The sequence below is a fragment of the Streptomyces sp. CNH189 genome, from assembly GCF_000527195.1.
The window spans coordinates 118,956-142,736 of the sequence record NZ_AZUS01000013.1 but is presented as its reverse complement, the minus strand read 5'-3'; the positions used below and the strand labels follow the sequence as shown (position 1 = coordinate 142,736).

Here is a 23,781-nt window from a genome sequence, read left to right as displayed (position 1 = left end):
TGGTGTGGGGAACGAGGCGGGCATGGCGGTGCCCGGGCCGTGCGGGTCGCCGCACGGCCTTGTGACAAGCAGATGCGTTGTGGTGGTCAGTGCGTGGGTGTCGGCAGAGCGCCGGCGGCGGCCTTGGTGCGTACGGCGGCCAGGAACGCCTTGAGGATCTTGTGTTCGGCTCCCGGCGCGGACGACAGTTCGGGCTGGAAGAGACTGCCCATGAAGAACGGATGGCCGGTGATCTCCAGTGCGCGCGGTGCGCCGTCGCTGTCCCAGGCGCTGAGCTGCAGCGAGCCCTGATTGGCGGCGTTCATGAAGGTGTCGGTCAGCCCGTAGTCGCAGTGGAAGATCTCCTCGACCTCGGTCGTGCCGTAGATGGTGGCGAGCCGGGAGTCCTCCTTGACCTTCAAAGGAGCCTTCTCTCCGCGGAAGGAGCACTTCAGCGGTGTCACGAGAGGCATCAGCTTCTCGGGGTCCTCATCGACGCCGTCTGCCTCCGGCAGGTGCAGCACGTTCTGGGCGTGCTCGATCAGGGCGCTGAAGAAGCCGCCGCAGGTGCCCAGGAACGGCAGCTGGTTCTCCCTGGCGTGACGTACGGCGATGTGCACGCCCTTCTGGTTGAAGTACGGCGCTCCCGGCACCACCCATATGCCGTCGAAGCCGTCCAGGCGAGAGGCGTCGTGTATCTCGGTGGTCGGTATCCACTCGGTGGTCAGGTCCCACTGCTCACGCATCGCGTCGATCTTCGGGTGGGACGGCTCGTCGTGATTGCCGCGGTCTCCCACCAGGGCAAGGCGTGGCTGAGCGAAGACTGACATCGTTTTCCCCTTCAACTGTTTCAGGAAGGTGTGGAACTGTCATCGCCAGTGACGGTCCCAGCCTTGTGGGCGCGGCAGAGCGCGTGCCGAGCGCTCCGCCTGCGCGGAAGTGGTGCTGCCTGAGGTGATGTCAGGACCGTGCCGCCACGCACGGATCCCGGGACAGAGAAAGTGAGGGGTGCTATCGCCGCTTCGGCGGAGGTGTGGCTGCGAGTCGCTGCCTACCGGATGTACGCATGTCTTCCAGCCCCCCGATGCACCCCGTGCGGGAGCCCTTCTGCAGGACCCCCGTGCTGCTTCTCGCTCAATCTATCGATGGCGGTCTAAGTATTCGAGGGTTTCTTCAGCGGACTGGAAATGATCGCGCCATCTCTGCACCGAGGTACCCGGCCACCTCGGGAGGGCGTGAGCAACGCATCCGACCTCAGCCTCACCAGCCACGTTGCCGCGAGCGGCGCCCCATCCGGCAAGGCTGCCCACGGGGTTCCGCTTGGCGGGTCATCGGGTTGCCGTGTGCGCCTTTGCGCACGCCAGCGCAGCAACTGGGCTGGACGGGGGGCGAGTTGTGAGGGTATCGGGGAGATGGCCGGAACCAGCGCACAAAGTCGGCCGTTATCAACAGTGATGACTGTTGATAACGGCCAATGCTGTTTAGTTTGGCCTGGCTGTGGTCGGCCTGCCCTTTCATTCCCCCGCAGGCAGGCCGACCCCGGCCGCCCTACGGGGCGCCGACCTGTTGCGTTCGAGGAGAAGCAAGTGAACCCCTCTGCCGGCCATCCCCGCCGATGGCAGATCCTGAACATCCTGTGCCTGAGCCTGGTGCTGATCGGCCTGGACACCCTCATCCTGAACCTGGCTCTGCCCAGCATCCAGAAGGACCTGGATGCCACCAGCAGCCAACTGCAGTGGATGGTCGACTCCTACGCCCTGGCCTTCGGCGGACTGCTGCTCATGGCCGGCGGCCTGTCGGACCGGTTCGGCCGCAAGAGGCTGCTCTCCGTCGGACTGGGCGCCTTCGCGCTGACCAGCCTCGGCGCCGCGTTCGCCTCCAACGCCGAAATGCTGATCACCTTCCGCGCCCTCATGGGTATCTCGGCCGCGCTGATGATGCCCGCCACCCTCGCCATCATCAAGGACGTCTTCCCCCGTGAGGAACAGGGCAAGGCGATCGGCATCTGGTCGGGCGCGGCCGCCGTCGGCGTGCCGCTCGGCCCGCTCGTCAGCGGCCTGCTGCTGGAGCACTTCTGGTGGGGCTCGATGTTCCTCATCAACGTGCCCCTGGCGGCCATCGCCCTGATCGGCGGAGCCAAGCTGATCCCCGAATCGAAGGCGGAAGGCCACCCCGGACTGGATCTCGTCGGCGCCCTTCTGTCGGTGGCCGGACTGGTCGCCATCGTCTACGGCCTGGTCGAGGCTCCGCACAACGGCTGGGGTGACGTCATCACCCTCGGCTCCCTCTTCCTCGGCGTAGTCCTGATGGTCGCCTTCGTCGTGTGGGAGCGGAAGACGGCCCATCCGATGCTCGACGTCGGCCTGTTCCTCAACGCCCGCTACGGCGGCGGTGCCCTGGCCATCGCCTGCACCTCCTTCGGTCTTTACAGCGGCCTGTACCTGCTCACCCAGTACCTGCAGTCGGTGCTCGAACTGGACCCGCTGGGCGCGGGCCTGCGCATGCTCGCCATCGGCACGATGATGGTGGGCGCCCCCTTGTCGGCGAAGCTGGTGGAACGCACGGGGCTGAAGGCCACCGTGGTGCTCGGTCTGCTGCTGTGCGCAGCGGGACTGGGCATCCTGGCCGGGCTCACCGTCGACGACGAGACACAGGCGCTCATCGGACTGGCCGTGTTCGGCCTCGGCATGGGCATCGCCCTGCCGGCCGCCGTCGACGCCATCCTGGTCGTCTCCGCCGCTCGCCAGGCGGGAGCCGGCTCCGCGGTGGCGGACGTGGGCATGCAGGTCGGCGGCGCGCTCGGTATCGCCATCAGCGGCAGCGTGATCGCCACGCTGTACCGCGACGACCTGCCCCAGGCCGCTCAGCTGCCCGGCGAGGCCGGGCAAGCGGTACACGAGTCCCTGGCAGGCGCGTCCGCGGTCGCCCAGCAGCTCGGTGGCGCCGCCGGCCAGCGTGTCCTGGAGGCCGCGCAGCAGTCGTTCGTCGGTGGATTCGCCACCACGCTGCTGATCGCCGTCGGCGTTGCCGCAGTCGGTGCCGTGGCGGCCGCGTTCATCCTGCCCCGCTCCCGTGTCACCGGAGACGACGGCACAGGACAGTCCGAAGTCGCCGCTCACAGCGACAGTGCCGACGCTCCTGCCACCACCTGAAGACCCGGGAGCGGACAGTGCATAGGATCGACTCCGCAACCCGGTCCGGCCCGCAGGACAGGACCAGGGTGCCCGGGCCGGACGGCCGGCCCGCGGGTGAGAGGGAGGTGGCGATGGCCCGGCCATCGAAGCTCAGGGTGGCGGTCAGCGATCCTGCCCAGTGGCTGAGTGAACGCGAACGGGCACAGATGCTGGCACCCAAGCTGCGGGCCCTGGCGGACGAGACCCGGCTGACACTGATCCTGCTGATCGCCCAGCGTCCCCGCACCGTCAAGGAACTGCAGCAGGCCACTGGCCTGAGCCAGACCCTGGTCAGCCATCACCTGGCCCCGCTGCGGGAGCAGAACCTCGTCGAGGCGATCCCCAAGGGCCGCAGCAATCAGTACGTGATGTGCTGCCAGACCTTGGCCGAGCCGCTGCGCATGTTCGCCAGTCTGGCCGCCATGGACCCCGAGACGGTGGCGGCCTGCCTCCAAACGGAGGCCGACCAGCCCTCTGCTGCCCAAGGGGCCTGACCGCTCACCCCGAAGGGGCTGGTGTTCCATGCTGAAGCGTGGAACACCAGCCCCTTCGGCATGAGGCGCGTTACTGCCGCAGGTTGCTCTGGAAGCGGTCCCGGATGTCCGGAGTGCTGAGTGCGTTGGTCGCACGCGGCGGGATCGCGCCCGTGCGGGGCAGCGTCTTGATGCAGATCAGGTGCGGGCCGGAAGCGGCCTGGGCCCGCACCATCGCGGCCCGCACCGCGTCTTCACGGTCACAGACGACCGCGCCGGCGTAGCCGGCGGCCATCGCCATGTCGGGGAACGAGGTGGTCGCCGACGTCGTCGCCTGCCCGCCCGTCGACTCGTGTACCCGGTTGTCGAGCACCACGTGGATCAGGTTGGCGGGTGCCTCACTGCCGATCATGGACAACGCGCCCAGATGCATCAGCAGCGCGCCGTCCCCGTCCAGGACCACCACGGTCCGCTCCGGATGCGTCAGCGCGACCCCGAGGCCGATCGAGGAGGCATGACCCATGGACCCCTGCATGTAGAAGGTTCCGGGTGCATCCGCCACGGCGAACGTGTCACGACCGGTGAAACCGGTGGTGGCGACGACAGCCGCCTGCGGTGCGGCCGCGGTGACGAGCCGGATGGCCTCCGCGGCCGGCAAGCCGTCGGTGTGAGGGTCGTTGGCCGCGGTGGCCTTGCCGATGGCGCCGCGCTCGACCAGCACGAACGGCGCCCGCTGCGCGGCCAGGTCCTTCTCCGCCCTCTCCAGGACCGTGGAGAACTCCTCCACTCCGTCCTGCGCGTACAAGGTGTGGTGCGGGGTGTCGACGCTGTCGAGGAGCCCGGGCGTCGCCGGCCCCATCACCGCGTGCTGGGGCTCGTCCGTGGCCGGGTCGGGCCAGCCGCGCAGACTGGTGAAGGTCAGGATCGGCAACTGGTAGGTCATCACCAGCGAGGTGAGCGGGTTGATGAGGTTGCCCAGCCCGGAGTTCTGCAGCATGACGTAGGCGCGCTGCCCACCCAGAGCGGCGCCGGCGGCCACCGCGAGTGCACTGCCCTCGTTCGGGGCGGGCACGTACCGGCCCGGCCGGGTGCTCAGGTGCGCGATCGGGCCGCCGAAGTGGGAGCAGGGAACGCCGCTGGCGAGGGTGAAGCCGCGGTCGGCCAGCAGGTCACAGAAGTCTTGTGCGGAGATCATGGACGGGGCAGCTCCGTTTCAGGGGTGGTGGACCGTACGGTGGCCGTCTCATGGGCTGCGGCCGGGGCGCTGCGGGCGCGGCGCCGCATCTTGATGCCCTCGACGATGATGGGGATGCCGGAGACGAGGACGATGCCGATGACGATGGCTTCGATGTTGTTGCGGACGAAGGCGATCTGGCCCAGGTAATAGCCGACCAGCGTCAGGCTGACCGACCACAGGACCGCGCCGATCACGTTGAACAGGAAGAACGTGCGGTACGCCATGCGTCCGACGCCGGCGGTGATGGGGATGAAGGTGCGGAAGACGGGGATGAAGCGGGCCATCACCAGGGCCTTAGGGCCGTGCTTGAGCATGAACTGCTGAGCCCGTTCGGCGTTTTCCTGCTTGAAGAACCGGGAGTTGGGACGGCGGAAGAGGGCGCCGCCCACTTTCCGGCCGAAGGCGTAGCCGAACTGGTCACCCAGGACGGCGGCCACGGCGATGGCGAGCATGACCACCCACAGGGGCTGGTGGAGGAACTGGTCGTTGGCCACGAGCAGCCCCGCTGTGAACAGCAGTGAGTCGCCGGGCAGGAAGAAGCAGACGATGAGGCCGGATTCGGCGAAGACGGTGGCCATGATGCCCAGCAGTCCGAAGCCGGATATGAGCGCTTCGGCGTCGAGCAGGGGTGATGCGGCGAGGTTTTGCACGGGTGTCCCCCTGGGTGATGGTGCGAGTGAGCGGACATGCCGTCTGCCGGCCCCGTTGCGGGGCCGGCAGACGGGCGCGGGTGATCAGACGGCGGCCCAGCTGGGCCGCTCGTCGATGCGTACGACGGCGCAGGTGATGGACACCCCGCCGCCGTGGGCGACGATCAGGACGTGGTCGCCGGGGCCGACCTGTCCGGTCTCCACCAGGTGTGTCAGACCCACGATCTGGTCGTTGACCGTCATGTGGCCGAGGTTGCGGCCGAAGTCGAGCAGGCCCTGCTCGGGGGAGAGTCCCATCGGGTCGAGGATGACCTTCAGGTAGCTCTCCTGGCCGGTGAAGACGTGGCAGACGCGGGTGACGTCGCCCGGTTCCAGGCCGGCCTCGGCCAGGGTGCGGAGCGCTATCTCCGTGCGCAGTTCGCCCTGGCGGCGTACGACCTCGGCGACGGTCTCCTCCAGTCCGCCGGCGGCGGCCAGACGCTCCTTGAAGTCCATGCCGCGGCCGACCGTCAGCGACGGCGGGAAGAGCGGCTCGGTCCCGCGGTACTGCTCCTCCACCTCGGCGGTGGAGCCGGTGTTGATGGACAGCAGGCTCGCGAAGCCCTCGGACTTCGACAGCAGGACCGCGCTGCCTCCGTCTCCGAGGACACCGTTCTGGATGCCGAAGGCCCACCGGTTGAAGTTGGGGGTGCCGACATTGTCGGCGCCGGTGAGCAGAGCGGCGTTGCGTTCGGGCACGGCCTTGAGGTAGCAGGCGGCCAGCTCCAGAGAGCCGATCAGGCCGCTGCAGGCCTGCCAGACACGGAAGGAGGGCACGTCGCGGTCGGTCAGGTGCCGCAGGATGTAATGCTGCGGCGACCAGCCCTCGGGCCCCTGCTCGTGGCCGCAGGCGTGGACGTGGACGTCGATGTCGTGCGGGTGCAGCCCGGAGCGGTCCATGGCCTGCCGGGCAGCGGCGATCGCCATGTCCGGAGCGGGCATGTCGCCGGCGACCGCGGCGCCGGTCCAGCCGTAGAACTCGTACTCGTCGGCGTCGTACAGGCCCAGCGCGACGGCTTTGCGGGCATCGACGATCTCGGGGATGTACGTGCCCAGTCCGGCGATGCGAATGTCGGTGGTCTTCATGAAGTCGGTCCTCGTCACTCGCTCGGTCGGGCCGAGGCGTCTGCGGAGTTCAGTTCGGCGGCCAGGGCCTGTGCGACGGTGGTGATGGTGCCGTCCTTGAGGAGCTGGACCATGGGCAGCTTGACCTGGTAGCGGCGTTCGATGCGGTTGCGCAGTTCGACGGCCATGAGGGAGTCCATGCCGAGCCGGTTGAGCGGCCGGTTGGTGTTGACCCGTTCCGGGCGCAGTCCCATCACCACGGCGACCTCCTGCTTGAGGAAGTCCAGCAGCTCACCGCCGGGCGCCGCCTGCACAGGGGCGGAAGTCTGCGGCGCGCCAGCAGAGGGGAGGGACGGTACGGCGGCAGGAACGGCTGCTTCGGAGGCCGGTGCGACCGATGCGGCGACCACTTCCGCGGGCGTGTCGCCCGTCGACGGCGGCACGGTGTCCGCCGGGCCGTCTGCGGAGTTCAGTTCGGCGGCCAGGGCCTGTGCGACGGTGGTGANGGTGCCGTCCTTGAGGAGCTGGACCATGGGCAGCTTGACCTGGTAGCGGCGNTCGATGCGGTTGCGCAGTTCGACGGCCATGAGGGAGTCCATGCCGAGCCGGTTGAGCGGCCGGTTGGTGTTGACCCGTTCCGGGCGCAGTCCCATCACCACGGCGACCTCCTGCTTGAGGAAGTCCAGCAGCTCACCGCCGGGCGCCGCCTGCGCGGAAACCGGGGCCTGCGGCGCGGGCCGGGTTGCGGCCACAGGTTCGGGGACGGTGGCAGGGGCGGCCGGCGCCGGAACCGGCGCGGGCGTGGCCGGGCGCGGCACGGCGGGCTCGGTGATCTGAGACGGAGCGACAGGTTCGACGCCCCGCTCCTTATGGGCCGGTGCATGCTGCCTGGTCCGGCCGCCGCCGATCAGGTGCTGCAGCAGCGGAGCTGTCGCGGCACCCGGGTAGGCGCGGGCCCAGGCGGGCCAGTCGGCCGGCAGCACCGCGGTGTGCACCCGGCCTTCGGTCAGGATCCTGCCCAGCAGCGTCAGTCCGTCGGCCGGGCTGAAGGAGCTCATGCCCTGCGGCAGCAGCGTGCGCTCTTCCTGCTGCTCCTTGCGGGCCACCATGCCGACGCTGTCCCAGAATCCCCAGTTGACGACGGTGGCAGGCAGTCCCTGGGCATGACGATGGTGTGCCAGCGCGTCAAGGAAGGCGTTGCCGGCCGCGTACCCGCCCAGCATGGGGGAGCTGAGCAGGGCGGAGCCGGAGGAGAACAGAACGAACGCCTCCACCGATTCCTCGCGCAGCAGCCGGTGCAGGTTCCACGCACCGGAGACCTTGGCCGCCAGCACTCGGTCCATCTCGGCGCCGCTCATGTCGCTCAGCGGGGTGTAATCGATGACCCCGGCCGCGTGGAAGACACCGCGAACCGGCGGCCGGCCCGCGCGGCGCCGGGACTCGAGCATGGCCCGCATGGCCTGGGTGTCGGCCACATCCACGGCCTGATACGTCACGTGCACGCCGCGCTCGCGCAGCTGCCTGAGCACGGCAACGGCGGCGGCCTGCGGGTGGTCCTCGTCCAGCGCCGCGTCATCTGCCAGCAGCGCGCTGCGGCCGGTGAGCAGCAGGTGCTGGGCTCCCTGGTCGGCCAGCCACAGTGCCAGCCGGCCACCGATGCCGCCCGCACCGCCGGTGATCAGGTAGGTGCCGTCGGCGTGCACCATCACAGCCCGGCCGCGCGGGCCGGTCGCTGCGGTGGGCGGCTGCCCGAACGACAATACGATCTTGCCGGTGTGGCGGGCCTGGGCCATCAGGCGGAAGGCTTCCGCGGCCTTCTCTGCCGGGTACACCGTGTGCGGCAGCGCCTCCAAAGCGCCCTTGTCGACCAGGGCGGCGGCGGCCCGCAGCACCCTTCCGGCACGTGCGGGAGCGTGCTGGATCATGTGCACGACGTCGATGGCGTGGAAGGACAGGTTGCGGGAGAAGGCGCCCAGCGGCAGCGAGTTGTTGTCGAGAATGTCGCGCTTGCTGAGCTCCAGGTAGTGCCCGTACGGGGCCATCAGCGACAGATTCGCTTCGATGGCTTCACCGGCCAGGGTGTTGCAGATGACGTCGAAGCCCTCCTCGCCGACGGCCGGTTTGAAGGTCTCGGCGAAGGCGAGGCTGCGGGAGTCGGCCACCCGCTCGACACCGAGCTCGGTCAGCAGCTCACGCTTGGCGTCACTGCCGGCGGTGGCGAAGACACGGGCTCCCTTCCAGCGAGCGACGTTCAGCGCGGCCCGGCCGGTGCCGCCGGTGGCTGTGTGGATGAGGATCTTCTGGCCGCTCTCCAGGCGGGCCATGTCGTTCAGCGCGTGGTAGGCGGTGAGGTAGGCGGCGGGCAGAGTCGCGGCCTCGGCCGCGGTCAGCCTGGCCGGCTTGGGCGCGGTGAGGCAGGCGCGGGTGACGACTTCGGAGGCCAGCGAGCCTTCGGCGAAGGCAATGACCTCATCGCCCACCGCGACGTCGGCGACGCCGCCGCCGATCTCACTGACCGTGCCGGCGCACTCCCAGCCCATGACCGGAGGCTTGTCGTCCTGCCCGGGGTACATGCCCAGGCTCAGCAGCACATCACGGTAGTTGACGCCGGCGTGGCTGACCTGGATACGGACCTCGTCAGCGGCGAGGGCACGCGAGGGGGTCTCGGTCAGCTGCAGGTCGTCGATGACGCCGGGCGAGGGCAGCGACAGGGCCTGCGGCACGCGGGTGGCGGCCGACGGGCGCAGACGGGCTGCCAGGCGCCTTCCGTCGCGCAGCGCCATCTGGTCCTCTGTGTCTGCGTGCTGCAGCAGCTCCGCCAAGGCGGAGACACTGGCCGCGGACCGGTCGAGGTCGACCATGCGCGGGGACAGCGCGGGGGTCTCGGCCGCCAGCGTGCGGCCCAGTCCCCACGACACGGCCTGAAGGGGGTGGCGTACCCGTTCCGCCTTACCGGTGGCCTGGGCGAGCTGGGTGACCAGCCACAGCGGCGGCTGGTCGAGCGGTTCCTTCTCCAGGGCCCGTGCCAGGTACAGGACGCTGTGCGCGGCCAGCAGCTGGGCGCGACGGATCTCGGTGGGCGTGGCGTCCAGGCCCACCTGGGCGTCCAGTGCCCACAGGTGGATGATGCCGCGGCAGGCGCCGTAGCGGGCGACATCGCCCAGGACCTCTCGGAAGTGTTCTTCCTGCGTGGGGTCGATGCGGTAGCGGTCGCCGCCTCCGGCAAGGCGGCCCGCGCCGGCGGTGACGGCCACCACGCGCTGCCCGCGGCCGGTCAGCTCCCGCACCAGGGCTCGCCCGGTCGAGCCGCTGTCGGTCAGCACCAGCCAGAAACCGTCCGGATCGGTGGTGGGTGTGACGGGAGCGGGCAGGGGGGCTTCGTCCCAGGTGAGAGTGTGCAGCCAGGTGTCGAGGTCGCTGCCTGCGGCGGAGGCCGGCGTGTCGGTCGTACGGGGTGGCGTCACGGCGTCCTCGGTGAGGGGGTTGAGCAGGGCGGGGGCGTGGCCGGCCAGGTACTGCAGGCGCAGGCCGCGCATCTGGGCGATCAGGCGGCCGTCGTCGGCGCGGATGTCGATGTCGGCGACGAAGGAGTCCTCGCGCGGGGACGGAAGCAGCCTGGCGTGGCTGAACAGCGAGGCGGGCGGCTGCTGGTAGAAGCGGACCTCGTCGATGCCGCCGAGGACGAAGACGCCTTCCTCGCCGGGAACGGTCAGCGGGCGGGCCGCGGCCATGGCGTGGCCGCCGGCGTCCAGGAGCGCCGGATGGAAGTGGTGGAGGGCAAGGCCGTCCACGAGTGCGGCCGGGCAGGTCAGCTGGGCGAGGACTTCGCAGTCCGTGCGCCACAGCTCGGTGATGCCTTGGAAGGTGCCGTTCCACTGGTTTCCGCGGGCTGCGTTCCACGGGTAGAAGTCGCTGGCATCCTGGTGCTGCGGCAGGCGGGCGCGGATCGACTGGAGCGGCTCGTCAGGTTGGGGAGTGCCGCCGGGCAGGGCACGGGTGGTGGCTTCGGTGTGCAGGATCCAGTCACTGGTGTCGGTGTCCTGGCTCTGGATACGGCAGTGCAGTGAGCCGTCCGTGCGTGGGGTGAGGGTGACCTGGACCTCGGGTGCGGGCCCGTCCTCGTCCAGGAAGAGGGCGCGGTGGTAGCGCACGTCGCTCACCGACAGCGCCGCGGAGCCCAGTTCGGTGCGGGCGGCGGCGGCGATCAGTTCCAGATGGGCGGTGCCTGGCAAGATGACCGTGTCCTGGATGCAGTGGTCACGCAGGTAGGGGTTGTCGGCCAGATGCAGAGGGCCCTGCCAGATGCGGGTGCTGCCCTCGCCGCGGACCGGCCGGCCCAGCAGCGGATGCGCGGGCCTGCGGGGCGGTTCGGGTTCGGCGGTCGCCGCAGCGGCGGGCGCTGCCGGGGTGAGGACAGGGCTGATCCAGTGGCGGGTGCGCTGCCACGGGTAGGACGGCAGGGGCACGTAGCGGCCTCCTGCGGTCAGTGTGCCGAGGTGGAGGCCGGCGCCGGCCGTGTGCAGGGCCGCGGCCGAGGTGAGCAGGGCGCTGCGCTCGTCGGAGTGGCGGCGCAGGCTGGCGACCGCGGTGGTGTCCGCGCCGGTGGCCATGCGGCTGGTCTCGCGGATACCGGACACGAGCAGCGGGTGAGGGCTGACTTCGACGAAGACGGTGTCGCCGAGGTCGAGCTGGGCGCGGACCGCGCCGACGAAGTCGACCGGCTGGCGGATGTTGCGCACCCAGTAGTCGGCGTCCATGCCAGAGCCGTCGATCACTTCGTTGAGCAGGGTGGAGTGGAGCGGGATGCGGCCCGCGCGCGGGGTGAGGTGGGACAGCTCGGTGAGCAGGTCCTCGCGCAGGGCGTCCATCTGTGGGCAGTGCGAGGCGAAGTCGACGTTGACCCGGCGGTTGTCGACGCCGCGGGCGTCGAGGGCGGCCAGCACCTGGTCCAGGGCGTCGCCGTCGCCGGACAGCAGGGTGGAGGTGGGGCTGTTGATGGCAGCCACCGCCACCGTGTCCTCGTGACCGGCCAGTGCGGCTGCGGCCTCGTCGGCGGGCAGGGCGACCCAGGCCATGGTGCCGCGTCCGGAGAGGCGTTTGGCCAGCCGGCTGCGGCGGCAGATGACCGCTGCGGCATCGGAGAGCGACAGCGCGCCGGAGATGTAGGCGGCGGCGGACTCCCCCATGCTGTGCCCTATGACCACGTCCGGCTCGATGCCCCAGGACCGCCACAGTTCGGCCAGGGCGATCTCCATGGCCCACAAGGTCGGCTGGATGACGTCGAGCTGCTTGAGCCGCTCCTCGTCCGCAGAGCGCAGCAGTTCGATGACCGACCAGCCGGTCTCGGTCTTGATGGCGTCGTCGCAGGCCTGCATGGTCTGGCGGAAGATTGGTTCGGTCTCGAGGAGTTCGCGGCCCATGCCCGGCCACTGCGAGCCCTGGCCGGGGAAGACGAACGCGATCCTCGGCGCCGCTTCGGGGTCGGTGTAGTCGCTGAAGGACAGGCCGGGTTCGTTCTCTCCGTCGGCGAAGCCCCGCAGGGCGGCAGCGGCCTCGGCGTGGCTGTCGACGGGCAGCGCGAGCCGGGCGTCGTGGGTGGTGCGGCGCAGCGCCGACGAGTGGGCGATGTCGCGCAGGGAGTGCTGGGCGCCGGGGCCGTCGAGGTGGCCGGCCATGGCGCGGGCGGTGTCGGTGAGGGCTTCGGGAGTGAGGGCGGACAGCACCAGCAGCTCGCTGCGCGCGGCCGGCGTCTGTGTGTCCGGGGTGGGAGCGGCCGGGGCGGGAGCGGCTTCGAGGACGAGGTGGGCGTTGGTGCCGGAGAAGCCGAAGCTGGACACCCCTGCGATGGCGGGCCGGTCCTGCGCGGGCATCGGTGTGGTCCGGGTGGGAACGGTCAGCGGCAGGTTGTCCCAGTCGACGGCCGGGTTGGGGATGTTCAGGTGCAGGTTCGCAGGGACCGTCTTGTTCTCCAGGCACAGCACGGCCTTGATGAGTCCGGCGATGCCGGCAGCTGCTTCGGCGTGACCGATGTTGGTCTTGACCGAGCCGACCAGGCAGCGCCGGTCGGGCGGGCGGGGCCCGACGATGTCGGCCAGGGCCTGCAGTTCGACCGGGTCACCGACGCTGGTGCCGGTGCCGTGGGCCTCGATGTAGTCGATGTCGGCCGGGTCCACGCCCGCGTTGGCGTAGGCGCGGCGCAGTACGTCGCGCTGTCCCTCGACGGCGGGGGTGACCAGGTAGCCGCTGCTCTGGCCGTCGTTGCCGACGGCGGAGCCGCGGATGACGGCCCGGATGCGGTCACCGTCGGCCAGGGCGGCCGACAGCGGTTTGAGGATCACCACGCCGATGCCGTCGCTGCGTACGAAGCCGTCACCGGAGGCATCGGCGAATTTGCAGCGGCCGTCGGAAGCGAGCATGCCGGCGCCGGAGTAGACGACGCCTTCCTCCGGCAGCAGGACGAGGTTGACGCCGCCGGCGATCGCCAGGGGGCATTCGCCGAGCCGGATCGCCTGTACGGCGTTGTGGACGGCCACGAGCGCGGAGGAGCAGGCGGTGTCGACGGTGAAGCTGGGGCCGCGCAGGTCGAAGGCGTAGGACAGGCGGCCGGAGGTGATGGCACGGGCGGCGGCACCGGTCATGGCGTACAGGTCGAGCTGATCGCGGTCGTCGTACTGCATGTGCCAGTAGTCGCCGCCCAGTTGGCCTATGAAGACGCCCGTGTCGGTGCCGGCGATGCGGGGAAGGGGCTGGCCCGCGTCCTCGAGAGCTTCGTAGGCGACTTCCAGCAGCAGCCGCTGCTGGGGGTCCATGCGGTCGGCCTCGCGGGGGGAGATGCCGAAGAATTCCGCGTCGAAGGCGTCGATGTCGCGGAGCAGGCCGCCCCACCGGCTCACCGTGCGGCCGGGTGTGCGGGGCGTGGGGTCGTAGACGGCGTCTATGTCGTAGCGCTCGGGCGGGATGTCCGTGATGGCGTCGCGGCCCTGGAGCAGCATGTCCCAGAGCTGTTCAGGGCTGGTGGCGTCGGCGAACCGTCCGGCCATGCCGATGATGGCGATCGGTTCACTGGCGGTCTCAGCCGCGCGGGTGGAGTCGTGAGGCATGGATGTCCTTCCGGGCATGGCGAAGCCGTTCACTGGTGAAGCAGCACGGAAGGAGCTGCGGCATGGGCGCGGCGGACCGGCGGCAGGGCCGGACCGGTGGCGGGCGCACACACCGGGGACAGACACGGGAGTGGGGCGGGAAAGAGCCGGCTCCGCTGGCTGAACGGTCCTGTGCGGGGCGAGCGCACTGATCGTTCACGGGCCGGGTGCGGCTATCGGCACAGCCGCTGTTCCCCGATGTCGCTGTGGCACTGGGCGGGTGATCCCTGTGCCGCTACCCCCGTTGTTTCGACATGTATCGAGATTGACCCGACGTGCGGCGTCCGCGCAACGCGGCGCAGAGTGACGCTCGTCACAACCCGCGAAGGTGTGGCCTCTGGTTGACATTCATCGAAGTAGGGGCAAGGCTGGAACCTTGATTCGTTGTTTATCTATATAGGCGGTCGTGATGCGCTCGCTCCCGCGTCGCCTCCAAGCCGCCGCGACAGGAGCCGATCCTGATGAGTGATTCCGTCGGCCCCACCGGTGCTGAGCAGGCCAGCCCCTGCTGTGCCGCGATCGCAGAATTACGGTGGCGGGCAGAACAGCGCGCCGCGCAGCGCACAGAGGCGGACGGCGGCGAGGGCCTCGGTACGACGTCCTCGCCCGATGCCACGCGAGATGCCTGACTGCCGCCCCGCCCTTCGTGAAAGGACACCGCACCGTGGTTGACCTCAGCCCCGACCGCCTTCCTGTCGCCGTGATCGGAGCCGGCCCCGTCGGCCTGGCTGCCGCAGCGCACCTGGCCGAACGCAGCGTCGCCTTCGTCGTCGTGGAAGCCGGCGACGCCGCGGCAACGGCCGTTCGAGCCTGGTCCCACATCCAGCTCTTCAGCCCCTGGGAGTTCAACACCGACCCCGCCGCCCGCCGCCTGCTCGCGGCCGCCGGATGGGACGAGCCCGACGCCTCCGCTCTGCCCACCGGCGCAGACCTTGTCAAGCAGTACCTCCAGCCGCTGGCCGAACTGCCCGCGCTGGCCCCCCACATCCGCTACGGCGCCGAGGTCACCGCCATCAGCCGTCTGGGCATCGACCGCCTGCGTACCGCCGGCCGGGAATCGGCCCCCTTCGTCCTGCGCCTGGCCGACGGCGAGGAACTGCTCGCCCGCGCCGTCATCGACGCCTCCGGCACCTGGCGCCAGCCCAACCACGTCGGAGCCAACGGCTTGCCCGCCCACGGGGAGCAGGAGGCCGCCGCCTGGATCAACCACGGCCTGCCCGACGTCTTCGGCGCCGACCGCGACCAGCACGCCGGCCGCCACACCGTCGTCGTCGGCGCCGGCCACTCGGCGGCCAACACCCTGCTCGCCCTGGCCGAACTGGCCGACACCGCGCCGGGCACCACCATCACCTGGGCCATCCGCGGCGCCGACCCGGCCGCATCCTTCGGCGGCGGCAGCGACGACGAACTGCCCGCCCGCGGCGCCATCGGCTCCGGCCTGAAGATGCTCGTGGACACCGGCCGCGTCACCCTCGCCGCCAACTTCCGCACCCACGCCGTCCGCCCCCTGGGTGACGACCCCGCCCACGACCAGGTCGAACTCATCTCCCGAGGTCCGGACGGCACCGAGCAGGTCCTCACCGCCGACCGGATCGTCGCGGCCACCGGCTTCCGGCCCGACTACCGCATCGCCGACGAGCTCCGCCTGGAACTCGACCCGATCATGTCCGCGCCCCGCGCCCTCGCCCCGCTCATCGACCCCAACCAGCACTCCTGCGGCACCGTCACCCCGCACGGCTACCGCGAACTCGCTCATCCCGAACCGGGCTACTACGCCGTCGGTATGAAGAGCTACGGCCGCGCCCCGACCTTCCTCGTGCTCACCGGCTACGAGCAGGTCCGCTCGATTGCCGCCGCCCTCGCCGGCGACATGGAAGCCGCCCAGTCGGTCGAACTGCAACTGCCCGAGACCGGGGTCTGCTCGGTGACCGCCGGCGGAGAGGCACTCGCCTTGCGTCTGGGCCTGACCGAGGACCAGCACGAGCAGCTCCTCCACGTCACGGCCACGTACCTGGGCACCTCAGCCACCGCCTCGGACGCCGTGCTGTCCGCGGCCACGGAACTCGGCATCGACCACACTGCCGCGCTGCAGCTCGCCGCCTACGCCGCGGAGATGTTCGACCAGCCCGGCGCATCCGGCTGCTGAGCACCGACGACGCGGTTGCCCTCCCGGACCGGGAGGGCAACCGCGTCGTCTGCGGTCCGGTGTCAGGAGGTGCGGTGCACCTTGTGCTGCGCCGCCTGCGCCCTGGGCCGCACCACCAGGAGGTCGATGTTCACGTGCGGCGGCCGGGTCACCGCCCACGTCACCACGTCGGCGACATCCTCGGCGACCAGCGGATCGGGGACGCCCGCGTACACGGCGTCCGCCCTGCTCAGGTCCCCGCGATAGCGGTTGAGGGAGAACTCCTCGGTGTGCACCATCCCCGGCGCGATCTCGATCACCCGCAGCGGCTCCCCGCACACCTCCAGACGCAGCGTCTCGGCCAGTACATGGGCGCCGTGCTTGGCGGCGCTGTAGCCGCCGCCACCCTCGTAGCAGGTGAACGAGGCCGTCGAGGAGAGGGCGACCACCACCCCGTCACCGGAGGCCCTCAGGCTCGGCAGCAGCGCCTGGGTCATGTGCAGTGCGCCGACGACGTTCACCTCGTACATCGACCGCCAGTCGCCGGGATCGGCATTCTCGATGTGCTCCGTCCCGTAAGCGCCGCCCGCGTTGTTGACCAGCACATCACATGCCGGCAACTGCTCGGCGAAGGCGAGGACCGCATCTCGATCGGTTACGTCCAGTGGGACGACCCGGGCCGCTCCGCCATCATTCCTGATCTCCTTCGCGACGGACTCCAGGCGGTCGGCCCGGCGTGCGGTCAGGACGACCTCGAAACCGTCGCGAGCCAGTGCTCGTGCGGTCGCCGCACCGATCCCACTGCTGGCTCCTGTGACGACGGCCGTCCTCACAGGCCCCTTCGTATCGGCGGTGCGCACGTCTGTCATGCTTCCCCCAGCTAATGATTAGATACACATCTAATCAAGCGATCTTGGCAGGAGGTGGAACCAGTGTCAACATAGATGCATGTCGAAGCTAGCGCAGTTGGCGGCTGCCGCCTCCGCCCCGCCCTGCTGTCCGTCCCTCACCGACCGTGAGCTGACCGATGAGGAAGCGGAAGTCACCGCCGCCATGTTCAAGGCGTTGGGGGACCCGGTGAGGCTGCGCCTGTTCTCCAAAGTCGCTTCCCACCCCGACCGGGAAGCCTGTGTGTGCGACATCGCCGATGTCGGAGTCTCCCAGCCCACGGTCAGCCACCACTTGAAGAAGCTCCGTGAAGCGGGCCTGCTGCTGTCCGAGCGGCGCGGCACCTGGGTCTATTACCGGGTCGCTCCCGCAGTCCTTTCCGCACTGTCCGGATTCCTCACCGCTCGCGACTGAGGTGCGTCCCGACGCTGTACAGTCCGGCCTCGTGTGCGGCTGAGTCCCGCTGCACCGCATGGCTCCGAGGCGTGCCCCGCTGCTTGCTGCCGAGCCGCGCCCGTATGGCGCGAGCTCGAGACGCGGTGCTGTGGCGCGAGCTCGAGACGCGGTGGTGTGGCCGACTGCCCGGCAGCCTGCCCGCGGCGTGCTTGACGTCCCCTGATTTTCCTTCTTTGGCTCGCGGCCGGCCAAGCGGCGCTCTGCGCATGCCCTCGTTCATGGCGGCGCTTTGACGTGCCTCGAACGCTCTGCGGGCGTCGCCGCCCCGCCCTCTGAGGGATTCGACCTCCTTGAGTTCCGAGAAGTGGTTGACACCTGCCGTAGATCGACGTCAAGCTGAGCCTTGATTCGGCAACGGTCGATATAGCGAAGTCGTGCCGGCTTCTTGTGGCGTTTCCATGGCCGTCGCGTCACCTGGCGCACCGATGCGCACGGGACCTCCGCCCCACCGATCACTCGGCACGCCGCCACTCTGGCAGCGTTTCCCTACCTCTGTCGGTTCGCCTGTTCACAGCGCCCCTGCGTGAGAGGACTCGCACATGACCAGCACCATCCTCACCACTGCTCAAGCCCACCCCAACCACATCCTGCGGAGTGACGGCAGCCGCCCCGCGGAGCCCAACATCTTCCTGGCAGGCGGGAAGGACATCCCTGAGGACCTGCGGATGCACCGGGTCGAGCACTTCACGGACCGGGTCAAGTTCCATGTCGAGAACCGCTACGAGCATTTCGAGGCAACCACCGAAGTACGACACGTCGAGGGTCGTTCCCTGCGCGTCTACGGCTGGATCTACCGGACTTACATAGCCGAGTAGGCGGTTCGCCGCATCACCAGCCTTGCGGACCCGCGATGACGAGTCCCGCCCTTGGCCGGCCTCGCCAGCTTCCTTTGCTTACCTCACGCCCCGTGGTCTGCCCATCGAACCGGTCTACGGGCCGGAGGCTCTCGAGGGCTGGGACCCGGCCGGGAAGCTGGGCGAGCCGCGGGCGTATCCCTTCACCCGGGGCGTGTACCCGTCGATGTACACGGGCCGGCCCTGGACGATGCGTCAGTACGCCGGTTTCGGTACGGCGACGGAGTCCAACGCCCGGTACAAGCAGGTGATCGCCAACGGCACGATGGGGCTGTCGGTCGCCTTCGACCTGCCCACCCAGATGGGCCACGACTCCGACGCCCCGATCGCGCACGGCGAGATCGGCAAGGTGGGGGCGGTCCTGGCGCCTTTTGTTGCTGCGAGCCACAACCGGTCCGCGGCGTCGGCCGGACGCGAGACGGGCTCGAGGGCCAACAGCGGCCCGAGACGTCGGATCATCCGGCACACGGTGGACGAGGACACTCCGAACAGCGGTCCCGGTTGCCGCATGGTCAGGTTCGTCCGGTAGTAGACCGCAACCGGCAGCACCCGCTCGGCCGGCGGCAGGATCCACGGCCGGCCCTGCATCGTTGCCGTTGCCGCTCCCGCACTGCCTTGAGCAACCGCGAAAACCGCGTCACGTGCAGCCCCGTGAACGTCTCCACCCACACCTGTTCAGCACCCAACGCCCCAGCCATACCGAGGAAATGTCCAGTTCGCAGCCTTGTGCAACACGCTTTAGTGCACGGGAAAGGATCACCATCTACTGCTCGCCCGTGCCGACATACCAGGGAGGCGAGCAGCTCCCACGCGACCTGCCGGTACTGGACCGTGGCGAAGACCGCGGTCGACGTGAGGGCGTGGGCGGCCAGGAATATCGGGCAGCAGCGGAGGCAGGTTGACCGTCCACGAGACGGCGACCGTGCGTGCTGCCCTGTCCGACCGGCACGTTTCAAGTTTCCGTCCCCCTACCCGGGCGGCGGCACCGTGGCCGGCAGGCGCAGAGCGAAGACGCTGCCGGTGCCGGGCTCACTGGTCACGCCGACCGTGCCGCCGTGGGCCTCGACGAGGTGGCGGACGATGGGCAGGCCCAGCCCGCTGCCGCCGGTGCGACGGCTGCGGGACTTCTCCGCCCGCCAGAAGCGCCGGAAGACGTGGGGCAGGTCCTCGGCGGCGATGCCGCAGCCCGTGTCGGCGACCTCGACGACCACCGTGTCGCCGTCGGGCCGCGCCGCCAGCGTGACGGTGCCGCCGGACGGGGTGTGACGGACCGCGTTGGAGACGACGTTGCCCAGGGCCTGCCGCATCCGGACCGGGTCGGCGTCCAGCCAGGGAGTCCCGGGCGCGACGGCGGTGCTCAGACCCACCCCCGCCGCCTCGGCGGCCACCCGGTGCGCCGCCGCGACCTGGTCCAGCAGCTCGGCGGTGCCGACCGGCTCGCGGTGCAGCCGCAGCTCCCCGGCGTCCGCGTCCGCGAGGTCCCGCAGGTCGTCGATGACGCGCTGCAGCGCCAGGGCCTCGTCGTGCAGCGCCCCCAGCAGCTCGCGGTCCGGCTCCACCACGCCGTCCCGGGTGACCTCCAGCCAGCCCCGGATGTTGGTGAGCGGGCTGCGCAGCTCGTGGGCGATGTCGCTGACCATCGCCTTGCGCTGGGCCTCCAGGCGCTCCCGGCGCGCGGTGAGGTCGTTGAACGCCTCGGCCAGCAGGCCGGTCTCGTCGCGGGTGGTGACGGGCACCCGCACGTGCCGGTCCAGCGGCTGCCGTACCGCCTCCGTCAGGGCACGCAGCGGCCGGACGAAGTGGGCGGCGGCAGCCGCGGTCACGGCGACGGTCACCGCGAGCACCAGCGCCGCCACCCCGACGACCTTGGCCTTGTTGGCCGGGGACATGTCGAAGCGGACCTCGTCGCTGCCTCCCCCGCCCAGGAACAGCGCGGCCGGAGGGGCGACGTACGGATCGAGCTGGGCGCGCAGCGCGGCGTCCGCGCACCGCCGGTACGTGCGGCCGTCCGCCGGGTCGGCGGGCGGTTTCACGCCGTCCCGGATCAGCCCCTTGCCGCCCGCGGCGAGGCCGACGCCGATGAGGTGGTGGCTGCCCGGGGACATCCCGTGACGCCTCAGGCAGGCGTCCGTCCGGGCGACGAGGTCGTCCTGGGCCACGCGTTCGCTCGCGGTCGGGGTGTTCAGCTTGCCGTCCGCGCACTCCAGCGGCACCTGTCCGCCGTCGACGGTCCCGGAGTCGTCGGTGAGCACGGGCCGCCCGCTCGGCGTGCGGACGACGGCCGTCTGCGTGCCGTGACGGGCCAGGCACGCCCGCCGGGCCTCGGCGAACCGGTCCAGGCGGGCGCGGTCCGCGGCCGACAACCGGTACGGGCCGACCACCCGCGGGTCGATCCCGGTACGCTGCGCCCCCGGCTCGGTGTGGGTGTCGGTGCGCAGCGGGTCGACGGTCGCCGCCGGGTTCGGCGGCCGGGGCGTGCCCGGCCGCGCGGAGTCGGCGACGACGGCCCGGTCCGGGGTGGCGAGCGCGATCCGGCGGCCGGTCTCCCGGGCCAGCGCCCGCACCACGGGCTCGACGCCCGTCCAGTCGGAATGGGTGGCGGCGTACCCGCTGAGCCGGCTCAGGATGTCCGTGTCGACCGCCAGCTCATGACCCTGCTCCTCCCGCAGCGCGCGCGTGGTGGTCTCGACGACGAGCCAGGCCGTGGCCGCCACGGAGCAGAGGGCGATGAGCACCGAGGCGACCAGCAGCCGCACCAGGAGGCGCTTGCGCACCGGCACGCCGCTCATCCGCGCGCCGTGCTCAGCTTGTAGCCGACACCGAACACGGTGAGGAGCCGCCGGGGACCGCGCGGGTCGTCCTCGATCTTCCGCCGCAGGTTCATGACGTGCACGTCGACTGCGCGCTCCGTGGAGGCCCGGTCGATGCCCCGCGTGCACGCGAGGAGCTGGCGCCGGGAGAACACCCGGTCCGGCTCGGCCGCCATCGCCAGGAGGATCGCGAACTCGGCCGGGGTGCAGTCCACCGGCTCCCCGTCGAGGCGGACCTCGTGCCGGGCCGGGTCCACGGAGATCCCGCCGGCGCGCACGACGCGTTCGCCCGGCGCGCCGTGCCCGCTGCGCCGCAGCACCGTCCGGATCCGGGCGAGCAGCTCGCGCGGACTGTACGGCTTCGTCATGTAGTCGTCCGCGCCCAGATCGAGACCGCGCAGCATGTCGTCCTCCGCGGTACGGGCGGTGAGCATCAGCACCGGTGTGTCACCGTCGCCGCGGAGGGTCCGGCACACGCCGAACCCGTCCAGCACGGGCAGCATCAGGTCCAGGACGACGAGGTCGAGCCGCAGCCGCCGGGCCGCGTCCAGCGCGGCCGCGCCGTCGTGGACCACGGTCACGGTGTGGCCCTCCGACAGCAGCGAGCGGCGTATGAGCTCGGCCTGCATCGCGTCGTCCTCGGCGACCAGCACATGGGCACGCATGCCGGGCATCCTAGGTCGGCGGCCCGCCGTCACCGGGCGAGGGAGGCGGCGTCACCCATCACGACGACGGGACGCCGGTCCGGGTCGAGCGCCCGCAGCAGCGCCCGCATGTGCTCGCGAGCGATCGAGACACAGCCCTGGGTGGGGCCGTCGTGGTCGACGTGCAGCCATATCCCGCCCCCGTGTTCCGCGCCGAGCGGGCGGGTCCAGTCCAAGGGGGAGGTGCCGGGCCGGCGGTTGTAGTCGATCGCGACGACGTAGTCGAAGGACCCCGCGAGGGACTCGCCGCGGAAGCCGGTGCCCGACAGCGAGAACCCGCCGGAACGGTCGTACGGCATCCGCGTCCCCGGATCGGGCAGCAGCCCTCCCGCGTCCGACAGGGTGAACACGCCGACGGGCGACCGGAGATCACCGAGCCGGTGGTCGTCGGTCCACCCCTTCAGCGCGTTGTGCGCGGGCCACCGGGACACGGCCTCCCAGCCGTCCGCGCCGCGCTCGTGGAGGACGACGGCGGACTCGGAGGAGTTCCGGCCGCGCCCCGTCACCACGACGGCCTGCCCGGTGTCCTCGGGCACCTGCGCCCGGGTGCGCGGCCCCAGCCCGGGCAGCTCCTTCGGTTCCGGTACGGCCTGGTTGCCGACGACGACCGGTGCCGAGGCCTGCGGGGCGGCCGCGGCGGCGTGCGACGGAGCCGGCGCACCGGCGGCCGCACAGCCGGTGAGCAGCAGGGAGACCGTCACCAGGGGCACTCCCCGGGAAGAGTGCTTGATCATGCGGCCGACTGTGCCGGACAGTTGTGAGAAAGCCGTCAGCTTCGCCGGCCTGTTGTCACCGTGCGGCCGTGCGGGTGGGGGTCACAGGCTCCAGCCGAGGACCGGTGTGGGGTCCGGGTCTTCCGGGCTCGCGGTCTCGACGTCCTGTTCGGCGATGTCCAGCAGGTGGCGGCCGAGGTCGCGCAGGGCGCGGCCCGCGGCCAGTTCGTCGCCGATCTCCGGCACGTCCGTGTCCGCCGGGTTGCGGTGGGCCGTGCCGTGACCCGTGAGGACCGTGGTCCCGGTGTCGAGCGTGGCCCGTGCCTTCGTCACGCCCTCCTCCTCGAACAGGTAGAGGCGGGTCTTCCATTCCAGGGTGCGCGCCATGGTTTGCCTCCTCGGCCGGGGACGGGCCCGGGTGTGCCGGTCGCCTCACCCTCCACCGTCGCACTCCGGCCGCCGTGGGGCAGCGGGCCTGAGGTCCCGGCGACGCCCCTCGGACCCCCGGGTGCCCGGTCCGACGGGCCCGCGCGGTCACCGGCCCGGGACCGGTTCCCCTGTCTCCCCGTGCGCGGCGGCCGTACCGGTGGGCAGCCGGGTGTCGTCGACGCGGTAGGACAGCTGGTCGACGACGGCGACGACCCCGTCGATACGGCTCGCCGCGTCCACCGCGAGCTCGATGTCGCTGCGCCGTTCCACCTGGCCGGTGAGCGTCACCACGCCGTCCTCGACGCCGACGGCGAGTGCCCGTGGCGTCAGCCACAGGGCCGTCCCGAGAACGTACCGGCGTACGGCGCGGTCGATGTCGCCGTCGGTGCGCAGGACGGCCCGGAAAAGGTCGCGCCGGGTGACGATGCCGACGAGCCGCTCCTCGTTGTCCACCACGGGCAGCCGTTCGACACCGTGTGTGGTCATCAGGCAGGAGGCCTCCGTGACGGTGGCGCGGGCCCTCACGGTGACGGCGGGTACCGACATCGCACCGCCCGCCGTACGGGCCGGCCCGCCGGCGAGCGCGCGGAGCAGGCGCCGGCCGGTCCCGCGCGGCCGGACCCGCCAGGAGTCGGTGAGGGCCTCGCGGACCCGGCGGCGCGTGAGGTCCGACGCGCAGATCACGCCGACGACCCGGTCCTCGTCGTCGGTCACCGGAAGGCCGCCGACGCGGTCGTCCGCAAGCCTGCGGACCACGTCCTTGAGCGGGGTGCCGTACGCGGCGGTGACCACGTCCGTGGTCATGACGGCGCCGACCTCGGTGGCCTTCATCGCTGAACCTCCTCACTGCGCGGGCTGTCGCCGGCCGGGACGCGTCCTCGCCGGGAACGGACACTTTCAGCCTCCGGTGCCGGTCCGTCGGATGCCAGGGCCCCTGCGGTCAGGGACCAGGGCCGTTCGGCCCGGATGTCCGTCAATTCGAGGTTCGCGGTGGGCGGCCGAAGGGTGCCCCGATGTGTTCGAGAGTTCGCGCGCCGGGGGCCTTGG

Annotated in this window: 16 protein-coding genes and 2 pseudogenes; 6 read left to right on the top strand and 12 right to left on the bottom strand. The window is 70.9% G+C overall.

Annotation, left to right across the window (positions count from 1 at the left end; genetic code table 11):
- Positions 1-86: 86 nt before the first annotated feature.
- Positions 87-809 carry a CTP synthase gene (locus tag B100_RS0119050; protein ID WP_037723074.1) on the bottom strand — a complete coding sequence of 241 codons (723 nt, stop codon included), beginning with the start codon at positions 807-809 and terminating at the stop codon, positions 87-89.
- Between the two features lie 756 nt (positions 810-1,565).
- On the opposite strand from B100_RS0119050, the gene B100_RS0119045 reads away from it, so the two are divergent.
- On the top strand, positions 1,566-3,131 hold the full coding sequence (locus B100_RS0119045; protein ID WP_024886028.1) for an MFS transporter: 1,566 nt from the start codon (positions 1,566-1,568) through the stop codon (positions 3,129-3,131).
- 113 nt (positions 3,132-3,244) lie between these two features.
- Positions 3,245-3,646, top strand: coding sequence for a metalloregulator ArsR/SmtB family transcription factor (locus tag B100_RS0119040; RefSeq protein WP_024886027.1), 402 nt, complete (start codon positions 3,245-3,247; stop codon positions 3,644-3,646).
- A 70-nt stretch (positions 3,647-3,716) separates the two neighbouring features.
- On the opposite strand, the gene aepY is transcribed toward B100_RS0119040, so the two are convergent.
- The 4 genes from aepY to B100_RS0119020 all read right to left on the bottom strand — a co-directional run bounded on the left by aepY (position 3,717) and on the right by B100_RS0119020 (position 13,716).
- Entirely contained in the window at positions 3,717-4,820 is a 1,104-nt protein-coding gene (gene aepY, locus B100_RS0119035; protein WP_024886026.1) for a phosphonopyruvate decarboxylase, read from the bottom strand.
- On the bottom strand, positions 4,817-5,512 hold the full coding sequence (locus tag B100_RS0119030; protein ID WP_024886025.1) for a VTT domain-containing protein: 696 nt from the start codon (positions 5,510-5,512) through the stop codon (positions 4,817-4,819). The genes aepY and B100_RS0119030 overlap by 4 nt, the downstream gene beginning before the upstream one ends.
- A gap of 84 nt (positions 5,513-5,596) precedes the next feature.
- A complete protein-coding gene (locus tag B100_RS0119025; protein WP_024886024.1) occupies positions 5,597-6,637 on the bottom strand; it encodes a ketoacyl-ACP synthase III family protein in 1,041 nt (346 codons plus the stop codon).
- A 14-nt stretch (positions 6,638-6,651) separates the two neighbouring features.
- A complete protein-coding gene (locus B100_RS0119020) occupies positions 6,652-13,716 on the bottom strand; it encodes a type I polyketide synthase (RefSeq protein ID WP_024886023.1) in 7,065 nt (2,354 codons plus the stop codon).
- 703 nt (positions 13,717-14,419) lie between these two features.
- Here B100_RS0119020 and B100_RS0119015 point away from each other — a divergent pair.
- Entirely contained in the window at positions 14,420-15,901 is a 1,482-nt protein-coding gene (locus tag B100_RS0119015) for an NAD(P)-binding domain-containing protein (protein WP_024886022.1), read from the top strand.
- Positions 15,902-15,963: 62 nt separating this feature from the next.
- Here the strand turns inward: B100_RS0119015 and B100_RS0119010 are convergent, their stop codons facing one another.
- A complete protein-coding gene (locus B100_RS0119010) occupies positions 15,964-16,749 on the bottom strand; it encodes an SDR family NAD(P)-dependent oxidoreductase (protein WP_051490014.1) in 786 nt (261 codons plus the stop codon).
- Positions 16,750-16,828: 79 nt separating this feature from the next.
- Here B100_RS0119010 and B100_RS0119005 point away from each other — a divergent pair, with 79 nt between their 5' ends.
- The 3 genes and pseudogenes from B100_RS0119005 to B100_RS35655 form a co-directional block, all read left to right on the top strand.
- Positions 16,829-17,182, top strand: a complete 354-nt coding sequence (locus tag B100_RS0119005; protein WP_024886020.1) for a metalloregulator ArsR/SmtB family transcription factor — start codon at positions 16,829-16,831, stop codon at positions 17,180-17,182.
- 581 nt (positions 17,183-17,763) lie between these two features.
- Entirely contained in the window at positions 17,764-18,039 is a 276-nt protein-coding gene (locus tag B100_RS0119000; RefSeq protein ID WP_024886019.1) for a DUF5988 family protein, read from the top strand.
- A 97-nt stretch (positions 18,040-18,136) separates the two neighbouring features.
- A pseudogene (locus B100_RS35655) lies at positions 18,137-18,442 on the top strand (methylmalonyl-CoA mutase family protein); the annotation flags it as partial.
- Between the two features lie 17 nt (positions 18,443-18,459).
- On the opposite strand, the pseudogene B100_RS35650 reads toward B100_RS35655, so the two are convergent.
- The 6 genes and pseudogenes from B100_RS35650 to B100_RS0118970 all read right to left on the bottom strand — a co-directional run.
- Positions 18,460-18,776 (bottom strand): annotated as a pseudogene (locus B100_RS35650) (helix-turn-helix domain-containing protein); the annotation flags it as partial.
- A 270-nt stretch (positions 18,777-19,046) separates the two neighbouring features.
- Positions 19,047-20,867 (bottom strand): sensor histidine kinase, encoded by a 1,821-nt coding sequence (locus tag B100_RS0118990; RefSeq protein WP_024886017.1) that lies wholly within the window; start codon positions 20,865-20,867, stop codon positions 19,047-19,049.
- Complete coding sequence (locus B100_RS0118985) at positions 20,864-21,553, bottom strand: response regulator transcription factor (RefSeq protein WP_024886016.1); 690 nt, start codon at positions 21,551-21,553, stop codon at positions 20,864-20,866. The genes B100_RS0118990 and B100_RS0118985 overlap by 4 nt, the downstream gene beginning before the upstream one ends.
- A 29-nt stretch (positions 21,554-21,582) precedes the next feature.
- Positions 21,583-22,326, bottom strand: coding sequence for a hypothetical protein (locus B100_RS0118980; protein ID WP_024886015.1), 744 nt, complete (start codon positions 22,324-22,326; stop codon positions 21,583-21,585).
- An 81-nt stretch (positions 22,327-22,407) separates the two neighbouring features.
- On the bottom strand, positions 22,408-22,692 hold the full coding sequence (locus B100_RS0118975) for a DUF1876 domain-containing protein (protein ID WP_024886014.1): 285 nt from the start codon (positions 22,690-22,692) through the stop codon (positions 22,408-22,410).
- 147 nt (positions 22,693-22,839) lie between these two features.
- Positions 22,840-23,565 carry a CBS domain-containing protein gene (locus B100_RS0118970; protein WP_024886013.1) on the bottom strand — a complete coding sequence of 242 codons (726 nt, stop codon included), beginning with the start codon at positions 23,563-23,565 and terminating at the stop codon, positions 22,840-22,842.
- Positions 23,566-23,781 lie beyond the last annotated feature (216 nt).